Origin of the sequence: Ulvibacter litoralis, from assembly GCF_900102055.1 — a bacterium.
GTDB lineage: Bacteria > Bacteroidota > Bacteroidia > Flavobacteriales > Flavobacteriaceae > Ulvibacter > Ulvibacter litoralis.
In genome coordinates this window covers 505,460-527,255 of the sequence record NZ_FNBA01000001.1, presented here as the reverse complement: position 1 = coordinate 527,255, position 21,796 = coordinate 505,460, and the positions used below count along the sequence as shown (strand labels likewise).

21 protein-coding genes and 1 tRNA gene are annotated in these 21,796 nt (G+C 34.5%); 13 read left to right on the top strand and 9 right to left on the bottom strand.

Features of this window, described 5'->3' with window-relative positions:
- The first annotated feature begins 6 nt into the window (after window positions 1-6).
- Window positions 7-1,683: a SulP family inorganic anion transporter gene (locus BLQ00_RS02425; RefSeq protein WP_093140013.1), complete on the top strand. Its 1,677-nt coding sequence runs from the start codon at window positions 7-9 to the stop codon at window positions 1,681-1,683.
- 80 nt (window positions 1,684-1,763) lie between these two features.
- Here BLQ00_RS02425 and BLQ00_RS02420 read toward each other — a convergent pair whose 3' ends face one another.
- Genes BLQ00_RS02420 through BLQ00_RS02405 form a run of 4 tightly spaced genes read right to left on the bottom strand, consistent with a single transcriptional unit; the run spans window position 1,764 to window position 4,542 of the window.
- The gene (locus BLQ00_RS02420) at window positions 1,764-2,633 is read right to left on the bottom strand and encodes a pirin family protein (RefSeq protein WP_093140010.1); all 870 of its coding nucleotides are present in this window, start codon (window positions 2,631-2,633) and stop codon (window positions 1,764-1,766) included.
- Window positions 2,634-2,644: 11 nt separating this feature from the next.
- The gene (locus BLQ00_RS02415; protein WP_093140007.1) at window positions 2,645-3,358 is read right to left on the bottom strand and encodes a pirin family protein; all 714 of its coding nucleotides are present in this window, start codon (window positions 3,356-3,358) and stop codon (window positions 2,645-2,647) included.
- 10 nt (window positions 3,359-3,368) lie between these two features.
- A complete protein-coding gene (locus tag BLQ00_RS02410; protein WP_093140004.1) occupies window positions 3,369-4,247 on the bottom strand; it encodes a pirin family protein in 879 nt (292 codons plus the stop codon).
- Window positions 4,237-4,542: a GNAT family N-acetyltransferase gene (locus BLQ00_RS02405; RefSeq protein ID WP_093140001.1), complete on the bottom strand. Its 306-nt coding sequence runs from the start codon at window positions 4,540-4,542 to the stop codon at window positions 4,237-4,239. The genes BLQ00_RS02410 and BLQ00_RS02405 overlap by 11 nt, the downstream gene beginning before the upstream one ends.
- A 283-nt stretch (window positions 4,543-4,825) precedes the next feature.
- Between BLQ00_RS02405 and trxA the strand changes: the two genes are divergently transcribed.
- The 6 genes from trxA (at window position 4,826) to BLQ00_RS02375 (ending at window position 8,906) form a co-directional block, all read left to right on the top strand.
- Window positions 4,826-5,143, top strand: a complete 318-nt coding sequence (trxA, locus tag BLQ00_RS02400; RefSeq protein ID WP_093139998.1) for a thioredoxin — start codon at window positions 4,826-4,828, stop codon at window positions 5,141-5,143.
- Between the two features lie 113 nt (window positions 5,144-5,256).
- A complete protein-coding gene (locus tag BLQ00_RS02395; protein WP_093139995.1) occupies window positions 5,257-5,802 on the top strand; it encodes a ClpP family protease in 546 nt (181 codons plus the stop codon).
- Between the two features lie 85 nt (window positions 5,803-5,887).
- Window positions 5,888-6,235, top strand: a complete 348-nt coding sequence (locus tag BLQ00_RS02390) for a four helix bundle protein (protein ID WP_093139992.1) — start codon at window positions 5,888-5,890, stop codon at window positions 6,233-6,235.
- Window positions 6,236-6,290: 55 nt separating this feature from the next.
- Window positions 6,291-7,220 (top strand): DUF58 domain-containing protein, encoded by a 930-nt coding sequence (locus BLQ00_RS02385; RefSeq protein ID WP_093141871.1) that lies wholly within the window; start codon window positions 6,291-6,293, stop codon window positions 7,218-7,220.
- A gap of 116 nt (window positions 7,221-7,336) precedes the next feature.
- Window positions 7,337-7,413, top strand: a tRNA-Asp gene (locus tag BLQ00_RS02380).
- Window positions 7,414-7,706: 293 nt separating this feature from the next.
- Complete coding sequence (locus BLQ00_RS02375; protein WP_093139989.1) at window positions 7,707-8,906, top strand: site-specific integrase; 1,200 nt, start codon at window positions 7,707-7,709, stop codon at window positions 8,904-8,906.
- Here the strand turns inward: BLQ00_RS02375 and BLQ00_RS02370 are convergent.
- Window positions 8,898-9,176 (bottom strand): helix-turn-helix domain-containing protein, encoded by a 279-nt coding sequence (locus BLQ00_RS02370; protein WP_093139986.1) that lies wholly within the window; start codon window positions 9,174-9,176, stop codon window positions 8,898-8,900. The genes BLQ00_RS02375 and BLQ00_RS02370 overlap by 9 nt on opposite strands.
- A gap of 18 nt (window positions 9,177-9,194) precedes the next feature.
- Between BLQ00_RS02370 and BLQ00_RS02365 the strand changes: the two genes are divergently transcribed.
- The 6 genes from BLQ00_RS02365 (at window position 9,195) to BLQ00_RS02340 (ending at window position 13,238) form a co-directional block, all read left to right on the top strand.
- On the top strand, window positions 9,195-9,632 hold the full coding sequence (locus BLQ00_RS02365; protein WP_093139983.1) for a JAB domain-containing protein: 438 nt from the start codon (window positions 9,195-9,197) through the stop codon (window positions 9,630-9,632).
- Between the two features lie 124 nt (window positions 9,633-9,756).
- Window positions 9,757-10,548, top strand: a complete 792-nt coding sequence (locus BLQ00_RS02360) for a hypothetical protein (RefSeq protein ID WP_093139980.1) — start codon at window positions 9,757-9,759, stop codon at window positions 10,546-10,548.
- Window positions 10,549-10,656: 108 nt separating this feature from the next.
- Window positions 10,657-11,025 (top strand): hypothetical protein, encoded by a 369-nt coding sequence (locus BLQ00_RS02355; protein WP_093139977.1) that lies wholly within the window; start codon window positions 10,657-10,659, stop codon window positions 11,023-11,025.
- Between the two features lie 85 nt (window positions 11,026-11,110).
- Window positions 11,111-11,962, top strand: coding sequence for an AAA family ATPase (locus BLQ00_RS02350; protein ID WP_093139974.1), 852 nt, complete (start codon window positions 11,111-11,113; stop codon window positions 11,960-11,962).
- Window positions 11,963-11,981: 19 nt separating this feature from the next.
- Window positions 11,982-12,956 (top strand): DUF3871 family protein, encoded by a 975-nt coding sequence (locus BLQ00_RS02345; protein WP_093139971.1) that lies wholly within the window; start codon window positions 11,982-11,984, stop codon window positions 12,954-12,956.
- Between the two features lie 30 nt (window positions 12,957-12,986).
- The gene (locus BLQ00_RS02340; protein ID WP_175445400.1) at window positions 12,987-13,238 is read left to right on the top strand and encodes a hypothetical protein; all 252 of its coding nucleotides are present in this window, start codon (window positions 12,987-12,989) and stop codon (window positions 13,236-13,238) included.
- Between the two features lie 230 nt (window positions 13,239-13,468).
- On the opposite strand, the gene BLQ00_RS02335 is transcribed toward BLQ00_RS02340, so the two are convergent.
- The 4 genes from BLQ00_RS02335 to BLQ00_RS02320 form a co-directional block, all read right to left on the bottom strand.
- Window positions 13,469-15,682: a DEAD/DEAH box helicase family protein gene (locus BLQ00_RS02335; RefSeq protein WP_217629418.1), complete on the bottom strand. Its 2,214-nt coding sequence runs from the start codon at window positions 15,680-15,682 to the stop codon at window positions 13,469-13,471.
- A 66-nt stretch (window positions 15,683-15,748) separates the two neighbouring features.
- Window positions 15,749-17,800, bottom strand: a complete 2,052-nt coding sequence (gene brxL / locus BLQ00_RS02330; RefSeq protein WP_093139964.1) for a protease Lon-related BREX system protein BrxL — start codon at window positions 17,798-17,800, stop codon at window positions 15,749-15,751.
- A gap of 12 nt (window positions 17,801-17,812) precedes the next feature.
- On the bottom strand, window positions 17,813-20,050 hold the full coding sequence (locus BLQ00_RS02325) for a PglZ domain-containing protein (protein WP_093139961.1): 2,238 nt from the start codon (window positions 20,048-20,050) through the stop codon (window positions 17,813-17,815).
- 311 nt (window positions 20,051-20,361) lie between these two features.
- Complete coding sequence (locus tag BLQ00_RS02320) at window positions 20,362-21,792, bottom strand: RNA-binding domain-containing protein (RefSeq protein ID WP_093139958.1); 1,431 nt, start codon at window positions 21,790-21,792, stop codon at window positions 20,362-20,364.
- Window positions 21,793-21,796 lie beyond the last annotated feature (4 nt).

The following is a 21,796-nucleotide window of genomic DNA, read 5'->3' as shown; positions in this document are numbered from 1 at the left end:
ATAGCTATGAAAAATTTCACAACAAAATATGTAAAGTCTGATATTAAGTCAGGATTGGTGGTTTTCTTGGTCGCATTACCACTATGCTTAGGAATCGCTTTGGCGAGTGGCGCCCCATTGTTTTCTGGAATCATTTCAGGTGTGGTAGCGGGTATTGTGGTTGGGGCTCTTAGTGGTTCACAATTAAGTGTTTCTGGACCGGCAGCGGGGTTAACAGCGATTGTGTTGGCTGCTATAGCAAGTTTAGGTTCGTTTGAAGCCTTTTTGTTAGCTGGTTTCTTGGCGGGGATAATCCAAATTACGCTAGGGTTTGTTAAAGCTGGAGTACTTTCAAATTACCTACCTTCTAACGTTATTGAAGGGATGCTCGCAGCAATTGGAATCATTATAATTTTATCACAGCTCCCGCACGCAGTGGGTTTTGATGAAATGCACGAAGGCGATTACTTCTTTATCAACGCTGATGGGCAGCATCAAATATTTGTAACTCTGGCAAATACAATCAATTATATTCATCCAGGAGCCTTGTTGGTGGTCTTGGCTTCGCTAACGGTTTTAATAGCATTTAAGAAAGTCCCTTTTTTGATGCGATTAAAATCTATTCCAGGGGCTTTAATTGCGGTATTAGTTGGTATTGCAATTAATGAAACTTTAAAAGCAACAGGTTCTTCTTTGGTGATAAGTCAAGAGCATTTGGTTAATCTCCCTATTCCAGAATCTATGAATCAATTTTGGAATCAATTTAGTATGCCAGACTTTTCGCAAATTGTAAATATAGACGTTTGGGTAGTAGCGCTTACTATAGCCGCTGTTGCTAGTATAGAAACCTTATTGTGTATTGAGGCAGCAGATAAGATGGATCCGTTAAAAAGATATACAAATACGAATAGAGAGTTAAAAGCACAAGGTGTTGGGAATATGTTGAGTTGTTTAATTGGAGGGATTCCAGTAACATCTGTAATTGTTAGGACTTCAGCAAATGTGAATTCTGGAGGTAGAACTAAAATTGCGGCCATCTCCCACGGTTTCTTTTTGATGATAGCAGTTTTAGCAATTCCGTCTTTATTAAATAAAATCCCTTTAGCTTCCCTTGCAGCGGTATTACTAGTTGTTGGATATAAGTTAGCGAGCCCTCGAATATTTATTCATATGTGGCATAACAGTAAAAAGTTTCAATTTATTCCTTTTTTAGTAACTGTAGTTGCTATTGTATTTACAGACTTATTGGTTGGAGTTGGAATTGGTTTGGCTGTAAGTGTTTATTTTATTTTACGAGGAAATTTAAAATTGGCTTATTTTTTTAAAAAAGACAAGCATACTAAAGGGGAGACCATACAAATGGAATTGGCACAAGAAGTATCATTTTTAAATAAAGCAGCAATAAAGCAAACTTTTGCTCATTTACCAGAAAATAGTAAAGTTGTGTTGGATGCTTCTGCAACAGTTTATATAGATTATGATGTGCTACAGCTAATAAAAGACTTTGTAAATGAAGGTGCTGCAGAACGTAATATTACGGTAGAACTTATTGGTTTCAGAAGGGAGTACAATATTGAAAATTCTATCACTTATGTAAATTCTATAGTGTCTGATAACGGAGCTCCTGTTTCGCCAACAGTTGTTACAAATGGAACGAAAATTCCATCTAATGTTTTGAAAGTACAGGAGTTGGCAATGGTATAATTTTTTTGTGAAGTTTGTTAAGGCAGCTCTTTTGTTTTTGAAATCGGAAATGATTTTTAAAATAACGGGGCTGTTTTTTATTAACGCGGTAATGGAACAAAGTCTGTTTCGCCCGGAACCTTCGGAAAGGTTTGTGCAATCCACTTATTTCTCGCTTCTTCTATCATTTCTTTTTCTGAAGCCACAAAATTCCAATGAATAAAACGTTCTTCAGGAAAGGGTTCGCCGCCAAAAAGATACACCGTACTTTTCGCTTCTAGTTCAAATTCGCATAGCGTACTGTCGTTGGCAACGAGAAGTTGTTTGGGTTCATAGGTGTTGCCTTCGCTATGCACGGCACCTTCTAAAATGTACAAGCCACTCTCTCCAAAAAGATCTTTACCGATAGAAACTTTTTGTCGGATATCACTTTTTAATTCTATAAAATACAAGTCGCTATGCACGGGAACTGGCGATTCTTTTCCGAATGCTTTTCCAGCAATCAGTTTCACAGTAACGCCGTCTTGTTGCCAAGTGGGAATGTCTTCTTTTTCAACATGACTAAAAGAAGGCTCCATCCCTTCTAAATGTTTCGGAAGCGCCACCCAAATTTGAAGTCCGTGGAGTGACTTTTTCACCCCTCGAAAGCGTTCTGGTGTCCGTTCTGAATGTACCACCCCTTTTCCTGCTGTCATCCAATTCACGGCTCCTGGACTGATTTCTACCACCGAACCAATGCTGTCTCGGTGCATTATATGCCCTTCAAAAAGATAGGTGAGCGTAGACAATCCGATGTGCGGATGTGGTGCTACGTCCAGATGTTCGGTTTCGGATAATGTTGCGGGTCCCATATGGTCGATAAACGCAAAAGGGCCTACCATTCTTTTTTGGCGAAATGGAAGCAAGCGTCCTACCATAAAATTACCAATATTGGCGGCTCTTTCGGGTACGATGGTATTGATGTTTGACATAGGATTTCAGTTTAAAAATTCATAGGAACTTCCATGAGCAACACTTTGCTGCCACTAAAAGTAGTAAAAGCAACCGAATTTGTATCCCAAATTCCGAAGCCGTCTCTTTTTTCGAGTTTCTGATTTTCCACTTCAATTTCGCCTTCTAAAAGGAAGACGTAAAGTCCGTTACCTTCTTTTTTAAAGGTGTAGTTGGTTGTGGTGTCTTTGTCAAAACTCCCCAAGTGAAACCAAGCGTCTTGATGTGCCCAAACTCCGCTATCGTCTTTGTTGGGTGACAGAATTTGATAAAACTCATTCTCTTTTGCGATGGAAGCCGTAGAAATTTGATCGTATCTCGGGCTTACATTTTCTTTATTCGGAAACATCCAGATTTGAAGAAATTTTACAGCAATCTCTTTGTTTTTATTGTATTCGCTGTGTGTAATTCCGGTTCCGGCGCTCATTATTTGCACGTCACCTTCTTTAATAACCGTCGAGTTGCCCATATTGTCCATGTGTTGCAAATCGCCTTCCAACGGAATGGAAATAATTTCCATGTTTTGGTGCGGATGTGCGCCAAACCCATTTCCGCCAGAAACTGTATCGTCGTTTAGAACGCGTAAGGCTCCAAAATTCATGCGTTCTGGATCTTGGTAGTTTGCAAAACTGAATGTATGGTGAGAGTTTAACCAACCGTGATTGGCATGTCCTCGTGTGTTTGCTTTGTGTGTGATTGTTTTCATAATTTATTTTTTAATCTTCTAAATAACCAAATTTACCCATGTTGTAATCGGTGATGGCTTGTGCAATTTCTTCTTTGGTGTTCATTACAAACGGACCTTGTGCTGCGATAGGTTCGAGAATAGGTTCGCCACTTAATACGAGAACAACAGCCTCTTCTGAAGCAGTGATTGTGATGTTTTCGCCTTCGTTTTCAAACAATACCAAATGATCGGTTGCGATTACTTCGGAATCTTGAAGGGTAATACTTCCTTCTATCACTAACAAACAGGTGGTGTAGTGTTCAGGAAATGAAAAGTTTGCTGTTCCGCCTTTGTGCAAACGTGCGTTTAGCATGTGTAATGGGGTGAAGGTGGAAGCCGATCCTTTTACGTCGTTGTAGTCTCCGGCGATTACTTCTATAGTTCCTTGTTGCTTCGGAAGGGTGTACGTTGCCATTTCCTCTTTTGAAATTGCTTGATACTTTGGGTTCGACATTTTATGTGCAGCGGGTAAATTTACCCACAATTGCACCATTTGAAAGTCGCCTCCCGTTTTACTGAAGCTTTCTTCGTGGTATTCTTTGTGTAATACTCCTGAAGCTGCCGTCATCCATTGTACGCCGCCTTCGCCAATAACACCGCCACCGCCGCTGCTGTCGTGATGTGCCACTTTTCCTTTGTAGGCAATGGTCACCGTTTCGAAACCACGATGCGGATGTACGCCGACACCTTTAGGTACTTCGGAAGGAGGGAAGTAAAATTTGGAATTGTAGTCTAACATGATAAAAGGCGTCATGCGAGGCATACTCAACCCTTGGCTGCCCGGTATAAAATTGTGCACTCTAAATCCGTCGCCCACAAAATGAGGGGTACTTGGTGCTACAATACGTTCTATGGTTTTAGTTTTCATTTTGTAAATCTTTATTGTGAAATACTGAATTTTGTTGGTATTCAGGATGTCGGTCTATGTATGCTTTTATAAAAGAGCAATAGGGTTTTACGTGTAAGTTATGCTCTTGAGCGTAGTCTAATATTCCTTTCGCAATAAAGCTCCCTATGCCTTTGCCTTCTAATTGTTTAGGAACTTCGGTGTGGGTATATGCAATTCCGCCAGGGAATAGTTTGTATTCTGCAATGGCAGTTGCGCTTTCTACTTTCACTTCGAAGCGGTTTTTTTCGGTATTTTGTTCTAATGTGTAGCTCATAACGGTATTAATTTTATTCAAAAATACGATGGGTTTTGAAGGTGTGCATTGATGTATGATAAGAAAGGGGTTTTAAGTGTTTCGGGTAGGGATAGAAGCGGCATCCCCCGATGAGAATCGGGGATATAGCTGAAAGCCCGGTGCTTTTTATTGGGCAGCGCCGAATAAAAGGCAACCCGCATGATAAGATTAATCGATACGGATATTGTCTAAAGTAATGTAAAGGTTGTAAGGAATCGAGTTTTTTTTGACTACTTTTGTGTTAGTAATTAAAACAAATAGTATGGCTTTAGAGATAACAGACGCAACGTTTGAAGAAACAGTATTAAAAAGTGATAAACCCGTAGTGGTTGATTTTTGGGCAGCATGGTGCGGTCCTTGTAGAATGGTTGGACCAATCATTGATCAAATTAGTGACGAATACGACGGTAAAGCAGTTGTTGGAAAGGTAGATGTAGATGCAAATCAAGAATTTGCAGCGAAGTACGGAGTTCGTAATATTCCAACTGTTTTGATTTTTGATAAAGGTGAATTAGTAGGACGCCAAGTAGGTGTTGCTCCTAAAAATGTATACGCAGAAGCGATTGATAAGCTTTTGTAATAAGTTTAGAAAATTAAATTATAAAAGGCTTGGCGATATGTTAAGCCTTTTCTTATTTTAGTAAGATTGTAAGTTAATTTAAAAAGTACCCTTGTTACGGCAAGGACATTTGTATGGAAAAGAAAACAGTAAAAGTTCAAGATAGAATTGAAAGTCAGCAGTTAGATGATAGAACTATCTTTCTATGGGGTATGGTAGACGATAAAAGTGCACGCCACGTGGTAGATAGATTGCTATATTTAGATTCGGTTAATAATGAAGAGATTAAATTTTATATAAATAGTCCGGGAGGATATGTTACTTCAGGTTTTTCTATTTACGATACTATTAAGTCGATAAAAAGTCCTGTTTCTACAATCTGTACTGGATTGGCAGCTTCGATGGGAAGTTTGTTGCTTTCGGCAGGTGAAAAAGGACGTCGTTTTATCCAACCACATGCGCGTGTTATGATTCACCAGCCTAGTGGAGGTGCTAGTGGACAAGCAAGTGATATTCAGATTACAGCTCAAGAAATTATTAAAACTAAGGAATTAAGTGCTCAGATTTTAGCAGATAATTGCGGACAAACATTTGAGAAGGTAATGAAAGATTTTAATCGTGACCATTGGATGGGTGCTGATGAGTCTGTTTCCTACGGAATTGTTGACGGAATTGTGTAAGTAGTTATTAGTGAACTGTGAACTGTGAACTGTGAACGGTGAACCGTGAATGGTGCGCAGGAGAATAGTAAGTAATGCTTTAGGTATGAATCATAAAGACATGGATGTGTGGAAAAAGAGCATGGATCTAGTTGAAGCTATTTATAAAATTAGCGCTCAGTTTCCTAAAGAAGAAATTTACGGGCTTACAAGTCAAATAAGACGTTCTGCGGTCTCTGTTCCATCAAATGTGGCAGAAGGAGCGGCAAGAAAAAGCGATAAGGAATTTATACAGTTTATAAGTATTGCATTAGGCTCGCTTTCTGAAGTTGAGACTCAATATTATTTATCTGTACGATTGGGTTTTATTCAAGAATCTGAAACATTAAAAAACCAACTTAATTCAGTTGGAAAATTGTTGCTTGGTACAAGAAATTATTTACAAAAAAAATAAAACAAACTATTCACCGCTCACCACTCACAAATCACGATACAAGGAAGATAACCTAATGAATATAGACAAAGAAATAAACGAAATTGTTGGGTTTAAACACCTGGAGTTGCTCGCTACGCAAGTGGTAGAGGGGTTTATTTCTGGACTTCATAAGAGTCCGTTTCACGGTTTTTCTGCGGAATTTGCGGAGCATAAAACCTATAATAATGGTGAAAGCACCAAGCATATTGACTGGAAGCTTTTTGCTAAAACGGATAAGCTCTATACCAAGCGCTACGAAGAAGAAACCAATTTACGTTGCCATTTAATTATTGATAACAGTAGTTCGATGCATTATCCTGCACTCAAAGAGCAAGGGATTAATTCGTTAAATAAGATTGGTTTCTCGGTATTGGCAAGTGCTGCGATTATGAACTTGCTAAAGCGTCAGCGCGATGCGGTGGGGATGAGTATTTATAGTGATACGTATGAGTTCTATTCTTCGGAAAAAGGGAGTGAGCGCCATCATCAAATGCTTTTGGCGCAACTTAATAATGCCGTTGTAGCATCAAAAACACAAGTACAGACCAAAACCTACAGTCATTTGCATTTAATAGCAGAAAAACTGAAGCGAAGGTCGTTGGTGTTTTTGTTTACCGATATGTTTGAAAGTGATGCGGAAGCAGAAAAGTTATTTGAAGCCTTACAGCATTTAAAATACAACAAACACGAAGTAGTGTTATTTCATACGTTTGATAAAGAAAAGGAGTTGCAGTTTGATTTTACGAATCGCCCCAAGCGTTTTATAGATGTTGAGACGGGTGAGTTTGTAAATTTATATGCAGATACCATAAAGGAGCAATACGAAACGGCGGTACAAACCTACTTTACAGATTTAGAGTTGAAGTGCGCGCAATACCGTATTAAGTACGTTCCGACGAATATTAATGAGAGTTTCAATAAAATTTTGACTACCTATTTAGTGGAACGTCAGAAGTTTGGATAAAAAGTGAAATTTTTTTTCGAAAAATGTTTGTCAGATTGAATAGAGGGTGTATATTTGCACTCGCTTGTAGCAATATAAGCAAAGACATGCTAATAAAGTCTTTAAAATAGTAGCACGGTCTGGTAGTTCAGTTGGTTAGAATACCTGCCTGTCACGCAGGGGGTCGCGAGTTCGAGTCTCGTCCAGACCGCCAACGTCCCCACGAAAGTGGGGATATTTTGAAATACTTCTCAGGTTATATGAGGAGGTTCCCTTCTGCAAGGGAACGCAAACGCGTTGTGTTGTCCGTCTTAAATGTGGCGGAGGGTTTATGTAGTAAACCGATGAAGAGCTTATCCAAATGGATGGGCTTTTTTTGTTTTAGGGTGATTCATCTTCAAAAGGCAACATTGATACGTTTTTTACATCTGAAAGGTGTGCAATTAGGTGTGCATCTTTTCTACAAGGTGTGCATGTCCATTTACTAACCAAAAAAAATATAAAATAATGAATACAAGTACTATCAATGTATTGTTTGTGCTTGCACGCAATCGAATGAACCAATCCAACAAATGTGCGCTCAGATGCCGTATAACCTTCTTAAAAAAGAGGAAAGAGTTCTCTACAGGTTTATTTATAAACCCTGACTATTGGGATGGGAAAAAACAGCGAGTCAAACCAAGTGACCAAAGTGAATATCTAAACAGCCAATTAAGCCTGATCAATCAAAATTTGAATCAGGCTTTTTTATTTTTACAAGTTAAAGGGACTTCATTTAATGTGCTTGACATCTATAATCAATACAAGGGAGAAGCTCCAAAAGATGAGCTATGCGTGATGGAAGTGTATAACCTCCATAGCGATAGAATTAAAAGGCTAATCGGAATAGATATTAAATTAGTTACTTATCAGAAGTATCTGGAATCTGGCAAACACTTGCAAGACTTTATTATGCATAAATTCAAAACAAAAGACATCCTGTTAAAGGCTCTTAAAAGCAATTTTCTAGGCGAATATGAATACTATCTTAAAACAGAGAAAAAGCTTGCGCAGAGCACCTTAAACAAGGCTATTCAAAGGTTTAAGAAGGTGTTGAAGTTCGCGATAGCAGAGGAATATTTAAATCGAGATCCATTCTTATTATTTAGCTATAAGACAGTAAGAAAAGAGATAATCTTTCTTTCTGAAGAAGAGCTTAGAAGATTGGAAAGGTATCAATTCCGAATTGATAGAATTGGTATGATTAGGGACTTGTTTGTTTTCTGTTGTTATACTGGATTAGCATATAAAGAAATGGCTAGTCTGAAAAAATCAGATATCATTAAAGAGTTTGATGACAACCTTTGGTTAAGTATTAGGCGTAGTAAAACAGGGAAGACTTATAAAGTACCTCTGTTGCCTCAGGCTCTATTAATACTATATAGATATGACAAGGACCATTCTGAATATATTTTTAATAACATATCTAATCAGAGGTTCAATAGCTATTTAAAAGAGATTGCTGATTTCGTTGGGATAAAAAAGAACCTAACTCACCATATGGCTAGAAAGACATTTGCTTCAACTGTTCTTTTGTATAATGATGTTCCTATGGAGATAGTTTCAGAGCTCTTAGGACATAGTAGTATGAAGATTACTCAAGCTAGTTATGGTAAGGTTGTTCAGAAGCGAGTAAGTGAGGAAATGATAAAGTTAAAATTAAAATAATTTAATTAATACATTTTCTACTTCTTTTCTCTTATAATAAACTCTAGCTCCAATCCCATACGATTGGAGTTTTCCTTTTTTAGTCCAATTGTGAACTGTAGAGATATCTACTTTAAAGAATAATGCTACTTCTTTTCGTGTCATTAACTCTATAGGCTTTATTGGCTGAAAATGATTCTTAATATCATTCAGTCTTTGCTCAATAACAATAAGCTTTTCTAATATTTCTTCGACCGCCCTTGGCATTTCTTCAAATCTTAAACTTTTCATCTTAATACAATATAAATAATGAATACAATAAATGAAATACAACTTATCTATTCCAATGAAATAGATAGCACTGTAAAAATATCTAATAGCCAAACAGCATATAACCTTCTTTTAGATAATTGGAATGTAAATACCATTCAATTACAAGAGGAGTTTAAAGCACTGTTTTTAAACAGAGCTAATAATGTACTTGGGATTTATCATATGTCAAAAGGTGGTGTGGCTGGAACAGTAGTAGATATGAAATTACTTTTAACTGCTGCTTTAAAATCAAACGCTTCTTCCATAATAGTGGCTCATAATCATCCTTCGGGAAACATACAATACAGTTCTCAGGATAAAATATTAACTAAGAAAATTAAAAAGGCAGCTGAATATTTAGACCTTCAACTTATTGATCACATAATAATAACTAAAAGTGGGTATTATAGTTTTTCGGATGAAGGTGATTTATGAATTTTGTGGAGAAACCTTATAGGTTGCTCTTTTATATAGAACTAACTTGTTCTACTTTTTAGACAGAGGTGCTAATAGCCTCTTTTTATTATAATAACTATTATTAACTACTAAAATAAAATAAATGAAATTTTTAAAACCAATTAAACTTACTTTTTTAATCTTATTATTCATTGGGTGTTCATCTAATGATAACTCTGTTACAATAGGTCTCCCGACAGAAGTGAAATATTTAAATGAATCTAATGGTGGGGTTGTCCTAAAGTTAAGTTATGAAGGAGACAGGATTGTGAAAGCTTGGTCAAGTAGCGCATTCCCTGGAAGGATGCAGTTTGTATATAACTCAAATGGACTTATTTCGAGAGTTTATAGATTCTCTCAGAATTCAAATGATTTTAATAATTTCAATTGGGATATATCTAATGCAAGTTCATATTATGACTATGAATATCAGGACAATAAACTTATGGCAATAAGGAGCGGTAGTTTTGGCGATGTAGAGTTTACATATGCTAATGACTTAATTGTAGAAAAAAAGCTGTTTAATTCAGGAGGACAATCAAGTCGTATTATTAGTTATGAATATAATAGTAATAACATTGTTATGAGCTTAACTATTGATGAAACTCCTTCTGGAGGGGCTTCACATACCTATAATATTACTCTAGATGAACAGGTTAATCCGTTTTATTTTCTTTGGGATAAACATAGAATATTACTGCCTAAAGAAGTGGATGGGGTGTATAGAGAGAATATTGAATTTTTAGCTAATAATGTTATTGAAAGAAAAGAAGCAGAAATTACAGAATTTAGTATTCTATTAGAATATGGGCTAGAAGGCTATCCAATATCTTATGAGATTACTCAAGGAGTACTAGCGGGTGATGAAGGAACATATAGTTACTTTTCAATTTAATTTTTTTTATTTTTTTTCCGCACGCTAGATAAACTCAACTTCACCCCTACCCTTTTTATATTTTGGGAGATAGGGGTGTCTTATCTCATAACTAAAATATAAATAATTATGACTGAGTATCGTGAAATTACTAATGATATCTCTGGTGAATCAGAGTTTCTTTTTAATGCTACTCTCTTGAAAATAGGAGAGAATACCTTGACTAATAGTAATGATAAAGACTATAAAATTGTTACGCTAAGATTTGACTTGCCAGATGGTGAAGAAGTGGAACGTACTGCAATGTGCTATGCGTCTAACTACATACATGGAGTTGAGGTTGATAAGTCTTACCTGTGTAACTTGAGTTTTGACGGGGAAGGTAGTCCTCAAATTAGAATGTCTCATCTAAGTAATGCCAACAGGGCTAGCACAAATGACTTTGCAGGTTTATTTCAGGCAAAGAAACAACTTATTGATGATGATTTAGTGATTTAATAATCACTTTTGATTCAACCTCGAATAGGACCTATGCATTTATGTATAGGTCCTTTTTTATTTATTAATACTTAAAACAGCTATAATGGAATTAAGAAAATCCGAAAGGAAAAAAGCAAAAATAAAATTAGCCCTGCAGGGAAGTGCTGGCAGTGGTAAAACATACTCAGCATTGCTCTTAGCAAAGGGCTTAATCGGTGGAGAATTCACCAAAACAGCTATAATAGATACTGAAAATGGTTCAGCTGACTTATATGCTCATTTAGGGAACTACAATGTTGTGACAATGAAACCCCCTTATTCGCCTGAAAGATTCATTGAAGCTATTATTCTTTGCGAAAAAGCAGGGATGGAAGTAATAATTATTGACAGTATCTCACATTGTTGGGATTACCTATTAGACCTACACAGTAATATGCCAGGCAATAGTTTTACTAATTGGGGTAAGATCACACCTAGACAGAATGCTTTTGTTAATAAGATACTCCAGTCTAATTCACATATCATTTCGACGATGCGTGTAAAACAAGACTATGTGTTAAATCAAAAGAATGGAAAAATGGTGCCTGAAAAGGTAGGATTAAAGGCTATTCAGCGGAATGATTTAGACTATGAGTTTACTATTGTATTTGACGTGGACATTGCTCACCAAGTAAAAGCATCTAAGGATCGAACAGGACTCTTTATTGATAAACCAGAGTTTATAATCAACGCTTCAACTGGTAAAAAGATAATGCAATGGTGTGAGGAGGGAATTGGGTTGGTAGGAGAAGAAATTCAACTGGAGATTAATGCCTGTGAGACAATGGAAGGACTTAGACACGTATACTCGAAGTATCCAGATTTACAAGAACGAATTAAACCTCTAATTCTCAAAAAGAAGGAACAACTAGAGCGAATTCAATCTCAAGTTATTCCGAATAATCAAATAATTTAACAAACTAAAAATCAAGAAAATGGAATTGATAGCAGTAAGTAACATAGAAAATCAGATAATATCTGAAGAGCATATAACTACTTCGAAAGGAAGCTTTATAGAGGCAAATACTCAGGAAGTATCATTGTCTCATCTTAAAAGAGATTGTATCATTCCTGTGTACAGCGATAATGAGAGTACAATAGCTCATTCACAATTTATCGATGCAACAAAGGAAGTTGTTCAAGCCAACTTTTCAGATGTAAGAATCCTGGAACCAAACATTAGGATTTCTCATGTTATCAGGGGTAGAGTACCAAGTGCAATTGGGAAGGCAGTGAAGGAGTTAATGCCAGAAGAAAAAACCATTTACTATCAGCGCTGTGCATTTATAATTGAGATACCTAGTTTGACCGAAAGTGTAAACAACAATTCATTGTCCTTAACAATTGGAGGAGTAAGATCTCTTAATCAAGAGAATTTGTATTCAAAGCGAAATATAGAAAAGTTTAAGGTGTTTATAGGTTTCAAGAACCTTGTTTGTACTAATTTATGTATTAGTACTGATGGATTGAAGGCTGATATTAGAGTTAGCAGCATAGCAGAATTAAAGGATCGTATAAATGAACTAATACAGTCTTTTGATAGGGAAAGGTTTTTGGGGAACATGGAACGTATGAGTAAACATTATTTGAATGAACAACAGTTCGCTCAGACCATCGGAAAAATGAAAATGTACCAGCATCTTTCTCCAGAAGAAAAAGTAGGCAAGTTGGCATTATCCGTGAATGATAATCAAATAGGAGCAATGGTCCGTGACTATCATTCCGACCCAAATTTCTCTAAGGATATTGAGAAGAGTATTAACCTATGGAATTTTTATAATCTTATGACAGGGGCAAATAAGTCGTCATATATTGACTCAAATTTGGAAAGGAATGTCAATGCATTTGAATTTGTGAATGGACTTAGTGATTCAATGCAAAATCAAAGTGAGAATTGGTTTCTAATATAAAATAGCTATCTCGAACATTTCTGAAAACATATGAAAAAAAATGATTTAGCAGAACAGCTGAAATATAGCTCTTCTGAGTGGTTGTATGTTGTTACTTGGAACAATCTACTGAAACAGCTTTTTTGCCCTTTCAAGGCCTCTGTATCCCATCCTGTGGGGACTTTAACTAAGGGGCAGATAGTGAAAGTTGAAGCAATCAAAGTTACTCTTGAACTAAAGACTGTGTTTATCATAAAGGATAAGGCATACTACTATTATCATTTTGAAATAATGATAGATTGAGTGCTAGAAGTACATTGAGAAAAACCTATAATAAGTTTTTCTCATGTACACACTCATCCTTATAGTAGGGTTTATATGTAAATTACAGTTAGCTAACTGTAATTAGTATTATTATAAATAGCTATTTTGTGTATTTTAGATGGAGCTAAGTTAAAATGTGGACACAATCAACTAGGTTTATTATATACGTATACATTGAAATAATGAAAAAGTCCATTTTTTCATAGATGCTATATAAGCCCATCTAATATTAACTCATAAGAGTTTAAAAATTTTAAATTCACAGAGTCAACACCGCCTAACAATATATCTGTCTTAGAATGCTTATTGTATAAATATTGCTGATTTCCATCTTCGATAGATTCGTTCGTGAACCCTTCAGGTATGCTGTCACTAAATATAATTTTGGTAACTTTCTTACTGCCCTTACGCTTGACTTTGATATAAAATATAGCTTGGACTAAAGCTTTAGCTAGAGATTGAGTTTGAATTTTAACAGATCCTCCAATTATTTTGATGTAATGTGAAGGAGTGATTTCTAAGCTGTCAATTTTTATTACTAGCTTTTTGATTTCTTTATTTCTTTCTAAATAGTCCGTCAACTCACTTATTTGGACATCTTCTTTGTTTTTACAATATTCAAAAGTTAGCTCGATCAACTTTAGTATTAATTGATTTTCAAGACTCAGGTCATTAAGCTTTACTGCATCTTTTAGAATTAGGTTAGATTTATATTTAAAAAAGTTGTCTTTAACGTCCTTCACTTTTTTAACTTCAAAATAGTTGCTAAAGAAGTCATTAAATTCTAAAGCCAGTATGGTTAGATTTTTAGTCTTTGAATTTTGTGTTTTTAAATATTTAAGAAAATCTAGAGTAGTTTTAAAATGTTCTCTATTCGAAACTAATTCAGGAATGATTTCTTTTCTGAATATAGGATCTTCTATATTGTCTGTAATCTCTTGTGAATAGCTAACAGGTTTAAAAACAACATGTTTGAGTATGTTTGTTACTTTCTTTTTAGAGTAGTAGTCAAGAGATGGGCTAAGAAGTAATGTAGATATATATGATTCAACATTTTTTTCAAAATGACCAATAAGTTCTTGCTTTTTTGAATTATAATTGTCGTCTTTTTTAATGTTAGTGTCTGGTAAATGATTGTAGGTGGTTTCAACAGAGGCTGATATATCAGAATATTCATTTAATAGACTTGCTAGGTCATCCGCACTAAAAATGTCCTTAACCTCTTCGTCATTTATATAGCTTTCTCGCATCACATAGTGTTTAAGAAGTCTATTAATAGAGTCCTTAGGAGTGGTTGATTCTAATTCTGAGTCGGCTAGATAACCTTCATTATGGCTCCAGTGGTAGGTTGTGTTAATGTTGGCTTGCTTAAAAAATGAAAGAGAATCATTTAAATACTTTCGTTGTGCATCTACTTCATTTAGTTTTAATAGAGAAGGCGCTCTATCAATTGGTCTATTAACTACATCGACGGCAATATCTAGTTTATTTCTAAACCTTTTAGAAAACTGTTTGATTTCATTGGGATTGGATTCATCTAATACCAAAGCAGATCCTACATTAGAATTTTTTATATTGGTACCTGTGCTTATGACATTTGTTGTGACTAAGAATTGGACAGTATTAGGTATGGTTTCTTTTTCAGCAATACTATTATAGGTTTCTGAATCCTTATGATAAGATGTTATTGATTCAGCTTTATAGCCCATTTTATTCAACATCTCAGCTAGATTGATACAATCTTTTACGTTCTTTCTATAAATGATATTCAGTGAATTGACACCGTTGTTTGAAATTGTTTCTTCGGCAAACACCTTTACTATTTTTTCTTTAGACTCCCAAGAATAGTTTATTCTTATCTCTGCCTGTTTCTCATTTACTTTTTCAACTTCAATTAGATGTAAATCCAAAATATCCAATAACGAAGAGTAAGGAGTACCAGTTAACAGTACCAACTTAGAACAAGAGTGGTAGAGGTTTTGAACTGTTGAAAAATAAAAATCTCGTTGTCCGAATCCTTTATTATAATTGGTAAGAAGTGTATGAGCTTCATCTACTACAATAATATCTTTGTCATCTAAATCATCAATAATAAAACCAAGACTTTGATAAGTGGAAGTTATTATCTTGTCTTTTGAACTCAATTTTTTTATAGTGGTTAGGTGATTTAGTTCAAGATCTATTTTAACACCTTTTTTTTTTAAGTCTTGCTTGAACTGCCTTTGGATTATAATGTAGGGCGCAATAAAAACAATTCTCCCCTCTATTTTTCCAGAATGAATATCCTCACAAATGTTCTTAAAGAACTCTGTCTTTCCCGATCCAGGATTTGAGGCTATTAAAACTCTTCGATGCTTGTCAAGCATCGATTGAAGTTGAGGTTTTTGTTCGGATAAATAGTCATCAATTTTAATTTTAGTCACATTTCCGCTTTTTTTCAATATTTAAATTCTTTAGTCAAAGATTATAGTTGATATACTATGTTATTATCAATCTGTAAGTATACCTTTTTGCATTAACATTTGATTATTTGAATAGAAAGGGACATCTGTGTTCCCTAGAACTGAAGCAGGAACATTAGCTAGCTCGGTCAAGTTGTCCATTGGCACTATAACAGTCTTAGCTCCGTTTTCGGAAAGCATCGTAATCTTATCTGCAAAATTAATTGCTCTTTCGACTGCTCCTCCAACTGATAAATTGCCTAATACGGCTAATCCTGACTTAAGATTCTTTTTGTAAATAGATGATATAATTGAAATATAAACGGCAGACCCAATACCAGAGGATATATTTGATCCTAATAGAGTAGTGACTTGAACAGAGATGTCGAAATTCTTTAAAGAGTGCTGGTCATTTAAAATAGTCTTTTCATTTGCTTTGATATAGTGGACAGTGTTTTTAATATTCTCTTTCACTTGATTGTTGCTAACACCAGTAATATTTATTTTTCCAGAACCTGCAGTGGTTACAACTTCAATTCTAACAAGTGCCATATTATCCCCATCACTAGTACTAGTATAACAAACTCCAGGTTGTAAGGGTGTGCTTTCTATTAAATGAGATCCTTTTTCTTCCGGTAAGCCAACATAATATTCATCTTGAGTTTCTTTATCAATATATGAAAAGTTGGTGTCCCAAAATTCCATTCCACCAATCCGTTTCAGTTGCTCTTTTACTCTTCTGCGCATTTCTAAAGCAATTACCAAATACTCTTTAACGTCAGCCTTGGTGAAATTCCCGTCTGGATGCATTAACTTAATAAATCCCGAGACAGTTTTTTTTACAGGTTTAGTGTCTCTTTGCTTTAGATGTGAGCCTAATGTGAAATAATCTTCTAAAGTATCTGTATATGTTTGTTTTCTAAAGGACTTTAAACATTCCGAAAAGAAATCTGTACTAAATCCAAAATTGTTGGTGAAGTTACTTGGTGAAAACTTAATCATTTCCCATCCTGGAAGATAGAAGTGTATTCTATCCAAAAAGGCTGTATCATTATTAACTTCGTCAGATAGAGCACTGAATAAGTGACTTGTTTGTAGAACAGTTTCAACGGGCTGATTAATATTTCCATTTAGAATGATTGATGCTACACCTGTTATTTCTCCTCCCGACCCAGCTCTGGAAAAAGATCCAGATTCCATGTAGTCTTTCATTAAGGGAACTGCATCACGTTCTTTAAATATCTTGTCAGTTGCTTCATCAAAACAGATTGCATCCCATTGTCCTACTGCACCAACCTTGCCCGTAGAGCCGTGAACAAATAATTTTGCAATGGTACCTTGCCCACCTGAAATGAGTACCGCATAAGGCGTTAATTCTTTAAAAACAAAAGATTTACCTGTAGATCTAGGTCCTAGTTCTACAAAATTAAAATTAGCTTCTACCATAGGTAATAGTCTCGATAGCAACAACATTTTAACTCGGTCTGTCATACCTTCAGACTCGGGTTCATAACCACAACTCCTTAATAATAGATTTAGCCATTCGTCTTTACTAAACTCTTTTCTTTTTGAAATTAGCTTTGAATTGTCAAATGATGACAATTGAATGGGTTTAATGTCTCTAATTAAGAAAGGGTGTAAAGTAGCTCCTTCCTTACTATAAGCGTCGTATTCAACGTCTATAATTGCCCAAATACCACCCATTAGCATTTTATCGTGTGCACTTACCATAGAATCGGTAATTACTCCATCTTTAATATTGCTGTTTTGTAATTGTGCCCAATAGACATCTTTTTTAGTGTCTAACTTTACTGATATTTTATCAATGATTTTATAGGTCCCTTTCTCTCTTATTCGAGATTGAATAAGATTGCTTTCTTCCGGATTTACATAATGTTTTGAGAGAATACTTTTAACATTCTCCATTCCCTGTTTTATTTTCTCTTCATTATCCGTAGAACAAGAATTAGCAATTAAATACTCTAATACAAAAACGGGAACATTTGCCCCAACTTTTAGAGATCTAACCAAGTCTTTTTTGACTACAAAACCTCTAAAGTGTTCTAGTAATTTATTGTCTAAGTCATCAAGTACAATCATTGTCTTTTTTTATTACAGTAGTCCACCAAGATCTCTGGCTTTGTTTTGATTAATAGTTACCTTACCTAATTGTTCTTTGGTTAAAGCATCAATAAGCTTAATTTGTATGGTGGAGTGAGCACCAAAACTGTATTCCCTTTTTAGAACTTTATCTCGCTCAATTAATAGAACTTCACTTTCATTGATTTTAGTACCTTCAGCAAACATCATAAGTATGATTTTTCTTTCTGAAGTAAATAAATTTTTCGTGTTCGATTCAGCCATTAAGTGAATTGAAAATAGATCTCCAGTTATTTCGGCGAGATTTGCTTTGTTTGCTATTGAAACACCTAATGAATCTTCATCTTGATGCGTTTTAGACCACTTTAAGAAGGGAATAATGGTTTCCTGTGGAGAAAGTCCTCCGTGACTAAAACCATAAACTCCAGGGGTCTTAAAAGGTCCTAATCTTTTGGCAAAATAACAATAGTTATTAGTATGGTATTTCAATTCTTCTTCGTGAAGTAAATCTATATTAATAGACTGCTTTTCAGCACTTCTTATATATCTTTCACTCTTTTTTACCTTTCCAGTAAAATCTACTTCAATTTTATCTGAGTTTTCTAAAATACCTGTAAGCACAAACCCGTGATCTGTTACTAAGTAAACATTACGATATCCATTTCTAAGTAGTTGTTCTATTTTAAGAGCATATAGATCTGCCACTTTATCAAAGTAAACTAAAGCTTTTTGCTGATATGTCTCTCCTAATTTGTCAGGGTCTTTATGACTACAAATTAAATAGTGTTCATTATCTGTTTGCTCATTTACAGTATCAAGATCTATAAAACCTATTTCCTTATCAGAATTAGAATTCTTTAAGTAGACTTCTCTATCTGCTTTCTTAGACATTATCTTCCCAGATTGTACGTAGAGTTGACTCATATTATGCTCAGTTTCCGAAGGAAGTCCTGCAAACATATATTGTGGTTCTTTTTCTAATTTAAATTCATTAGAAATTCTTACTGTAATGTCTTTAGAGAATTCAAAAGAGATACCATCCCCTACAATGATGGCTGTTTTTTCAGTATTTTCATCTAGTATATTTTGGATTGTCCCTAATTGATTGGGAGCATATTCTTCAATATATCTAAACCATTTATCTAAGAAGAGTGTTACTATGTTTTTATAATAGCCCTGTAAGGGTTCTAATAAGTCCTTTTTGTTTAAAAACTCAGCGTAGAGTTTTCGAATAGCATTATCTAGTTTATAAAAATGATTTGTGTAGAATGATATACATTCATCTAATGTAGCTAACTGGTTGATGTTTTTCTCATCGAATTCTAATAGTACTTTGATTGGAGTCCAAAACTTAATATCTAAATTTTTCACCACACCATCGGAGATTCGTTGGTTAATCTTTGGGATGAAATCAGATATAAAGCTTTTGTTAGTTATGTTTTCTCCTAATTTTTTTAACCATAGTTCGTCAATAGCTATAAACGGATGCGAAGAATGAATTTCAAAGATGTCCGACTTCTCTCTTAGTTTGTATTTTTTGAGATATCCATAGAATGATTTTTGATAGGAGTTGCTATCTAACCAGTTTTTGTAAACATCTAACAACACCTTATTAGGGTTATTGTTTGCCAATCCTTCTAGAAGGTAATTTACAACTTCATTCGCTAAAGTTGTTGGTGGTTTTTTTATATAGGTTTGTTCAATGAGCTCGTTAATTCTTCTAAAGAATATTTCCTGAGTTTTCGTATCATATTTAACGAGATGACTCTTTGGATTATCTAAGAAGGGAAGTAATTCTTTTTCAAGATCAAAAATCTCGGAAGAACCTTTGTGACTTAGATCCATCCAATAGGTTTGATCTTTTCCCACACTTACTTTTGCAGCAGATATTAATTCATCTTTGTCAAGGTTTAAGTTCAAATTAAGTTGTTTATGAACTTTGTCTTTGACATAATTCTGTAAGTACCTAATTTCTATACTGCCATTGGTTTCACAGTATTCTCTAATAAACTTTAATTGATCCTTAGATCGGTGTGTATAGAGTAAGTACTTTTTGTTTGTTTCACCTGCTTTCTCAATATCATATTTGACCTTTAATTCTTCCAGATCTGTATTAACTTCAAAGATGGTTACTTGTTTGTCAATTGTATTTAATAAGAATTCAGCTTCCTTAGATTCATCAATAAAAACTGTTATAGAGTTATCGGCATATATTTTTTCTAAATCTTTATTAAACCAAGTATCAATCATATATCTATTCTATTATTCACTTTATTAATTATCTTCTAAACAATCATCCTATTCAATTTATAGAAGAGTATTATGTAATTCTCTTATTTGATGTTTATTAAGTTGTTATTTAAAGTGTCATTTAAAGTATCATTTAAAGTGTCATTTAAATTGATTGTTAATTAGAGTGTTAAGTACTCTATTAAACTCTTATCTATCAACTACTTTAAAGAGTTTATTAATTGTTCTTTTAAAGTGTCATTTAAAAGGTCATATAAAGTATCATCTAAAATGTTCATTAAGACCTTCTATAATATACATTATAACTAATCTTATTTTTGTTTAATAATAATCCAATCACCAGCTTTCTTAGATCCTTTACGATCTAAGTATTTTTTATCTGTAAGTTCTTTTATATCTCTTTTAATAGTACTTTCAGAAACATCAATTACTTCAGCTAATTCAATAGATGTGATTTTACTATTCTCAAACATCATTTTAAGAATCACTAAACTTCTTTCTCCTAAATTCTTTTCTATTGCATCGATATCAAGACCAAATTCATCAACTAAGAACCCAAATCCTTTATCTGGCTTAGGAGCTACATAATTTTTCTTTATAAACTGCACTTGAAATTGAAGTCCCTTTTCAAACCATTTAAATTCTATTTCTGGATACTCCTTTAATTCTTCAGCTATTAATTTTAAACCATTACCCCACTGATCAATAATACCTAACTTCTTAAAAACAGGTGCGATTACTTTATTTCTAATATCAGACTGTCTAGATTCCATTTCAGTAAAATTAATAGAAGGTAAAAGTGTTCCAGGACTAGTTATTTCTATCATATCGTCATATATAGCCACTTTAATGTCCTTGCCAGATAATGAATAGTCTCTGTGTACTATGGAATTCCTTATAGTTTCTCTTATAGCGGTAATAGGATATTCCCAACGAGTTTCGGTATATACTCCTTTTACTTTAGCTCCTCTGTTAATATGTCTTAAAACAAATTCATAGGCAGCTTCAGCTTGTAAAGCTATATTACTATCTATAGTCTTTTGATCGATAAATTGATCCATAGTCTCTCCCTTAAACCTCCCACATTCTATTTTGGCATAAGGGAATATTTCCTTTCTTAAAGGATCATCAGAAAAAAATAACAAAGCTTGAGTGGCTTTCATTTGATCTTGATGAGCTGCAACTAGATGTAGTTTTTTTAAACTATTTTCATCAAGTTTTTCTCCAGTCTTTTCTTTATAAAATGCCTTAAAGTTAGCTATGTCAATATCCGAAAGTGCTTTGTCAAAAATTAATTCGGAATCGAAGGATATGTTACGTCTTTGCCTTTCCAATTCAGCAATAATTTCTGGTGTGGCAAGCCTGTTACTCGAGCCTACTCTTATATAGGTACCTTTATTCTTCCCAGAAGCTTTTAAATAATAGGGGGGTTGATTACCTCTAAAAATTTCAACTTTTAGCAAATAGTTGTCATCTATACTAACCACTGAAATATCAGGGATAATTACAGGAGTACATCTGTCGTGAATAATATTACTTACTTGTTCTTCTATCTCCATTAGATTAGCTTCAGGAAGGCCCACAGCCTCTCTGGGTTCATTTCTAACCCCTAAGTACAAAACTCCTCCAGCATCGTTAGAAAAGGCTACTATAGTCTTCTCCAATTCAGCTTTAGTAGGAATTACCTCTTTAAATTCAAGACGTCTTCCTTCAAGTTGTTGTATGGTATCTTTAAGTGTCATAATT

Bases quoted from the DNA above. Each gene is read 5' to 3' on its own strand.
- BLQ00_RS02425 (WP_093140013.1), top strand. From the start codon at position 7: ATGAAAAATTTCACAACAAAATATGTAAAGTCTGATATTAAGTCAGGA.
- BLQ00_RS02420 (WP_093140010.1), bottom strand. From the start codon at position 2,633: ATGTCAAACATCAATACCATCGTACCCGAAAGAGCCGCCAATATTGGT.
- BLQ00_RS02415 (WP_093140007.1), bottom strand. From the start codon at position 3,358: ATGAAAACAATCACACACAAAGCAAACACACGAGGACATGCCAATCAC.
- BLQ00_RS02410 (WP_093140004.1), bottom strand. From the start codon at position 4,247: ATGAAAACTAAAACCATAGAACGTATTGTAGCACCAAGTACCCCTCAT.
- BLQ00_RS02405 (WP_093140001.1), bottom strand. From the start codon at position 4,542: ATGAGCTACACATTAGAACAAAATACCGAAAAAAACCGCTTCGAAGTG.
- trxA (WP_093139998.1), top strand. From the start codon at position 4,826: ATGGCTTTAGAGATAACAGACGCAACGTTTGAAGAAACAGTATTAAAA.
- BLQ00_RS02395 (WP_093139995.1), top strand. From the start codon at position 5,257: ATGGAAAAGAAAACAGTAAAAGTTCAAGATAGAATTGAAAGTCAGCAG.
- BLQ00_RS02390 (WP_093139992.1), top strand. From the start codon at position 5,888: ATGAATCATAAAGACATGGATGTGTGGAAAAAGAGCATGGATCTAGTT.
- BLQ00_RS02385 (WP_093141871.1), top strand. From the start codon at position 6,291: ATGAATATAGACAAAGAAATAAACGAAATTGTTGGGTTTAAACACCTG.
- BLQ00_RS02375 (WP_093139989.1), top strand. From the start codon at position 7,707: ATGAATACAAGTACTATCAATGTATTGTTTGTGCTTGCACGCAATCGA.
- BLQ00_RS02370 (WP_093139986.1), bottom strand. From the start codon at position 9,176: ATGAAAAGTTTAAGATTTGAAGAAATGCCAAGGGCGGTCGAAGAAATA.
- BLQ00_RS02365 (WP_093139983.1), top strand. From the start codon at position 9,195: ATGAATACAATAAATGAAATACAACTTATCTATTCCAATGAAATAGAT.
- BLQ00_RS02360 (WP_093139980.1), top strand. From the start codon at position 9,757: ATGAAATTTTTAAAACCAATTAAACTTACTTTTTTAATCTTATTATTC.
- BLQ00_RS02355 (WP_093139977.1), top strand. From the start codon at position 10,657: ATGACTGAGTATCGTGAAATTACTAATGATATCTCTGGTGAATCAGAG.
- BLQ00_RS02350 (WP_093139974.1), top strand. From the start codon at position 11,111: ATGGAATTAAGAAAATCCGAAAGGAAAAAAGCAAAAATAAAATTAGCC.
- BLQ00_RS02345 (WP_093139971.1), top strand. From the start codon at position 11,982: ATGGAATTGATAGCAGTAAGTAACATAGAAAATCAGATAATATCTGAA.
- BLQ00_RS02340 (WP_175445400.1), top strand. From the start codon at position 12,987: ATGAAAAAAAATGATTTAGCAGAACAGCTGAAATATAGCTCTTCTGAG.
- brxL (WP_093139964.1), bottom strand. From the start codon at position 17,800: ATGATTGTACTTGATGACTTAGACAATAAATTACTAGAACACTTTAGA.
- BLQ00_RS02325 (WP_093139961.1), bottom strand. From the start codon at position 20,050: ATGATTGATACTTGGTTTAATAAAGATTTAGAAAAAATATATGCCGAT.
- BLQ00_RS02320 (WP_093139958.1), bottom strand. From the start codon at position 21,792: ATGACACTTAAAGATACCATACAACAACTTGAAGGAAGACGTCTTGAA.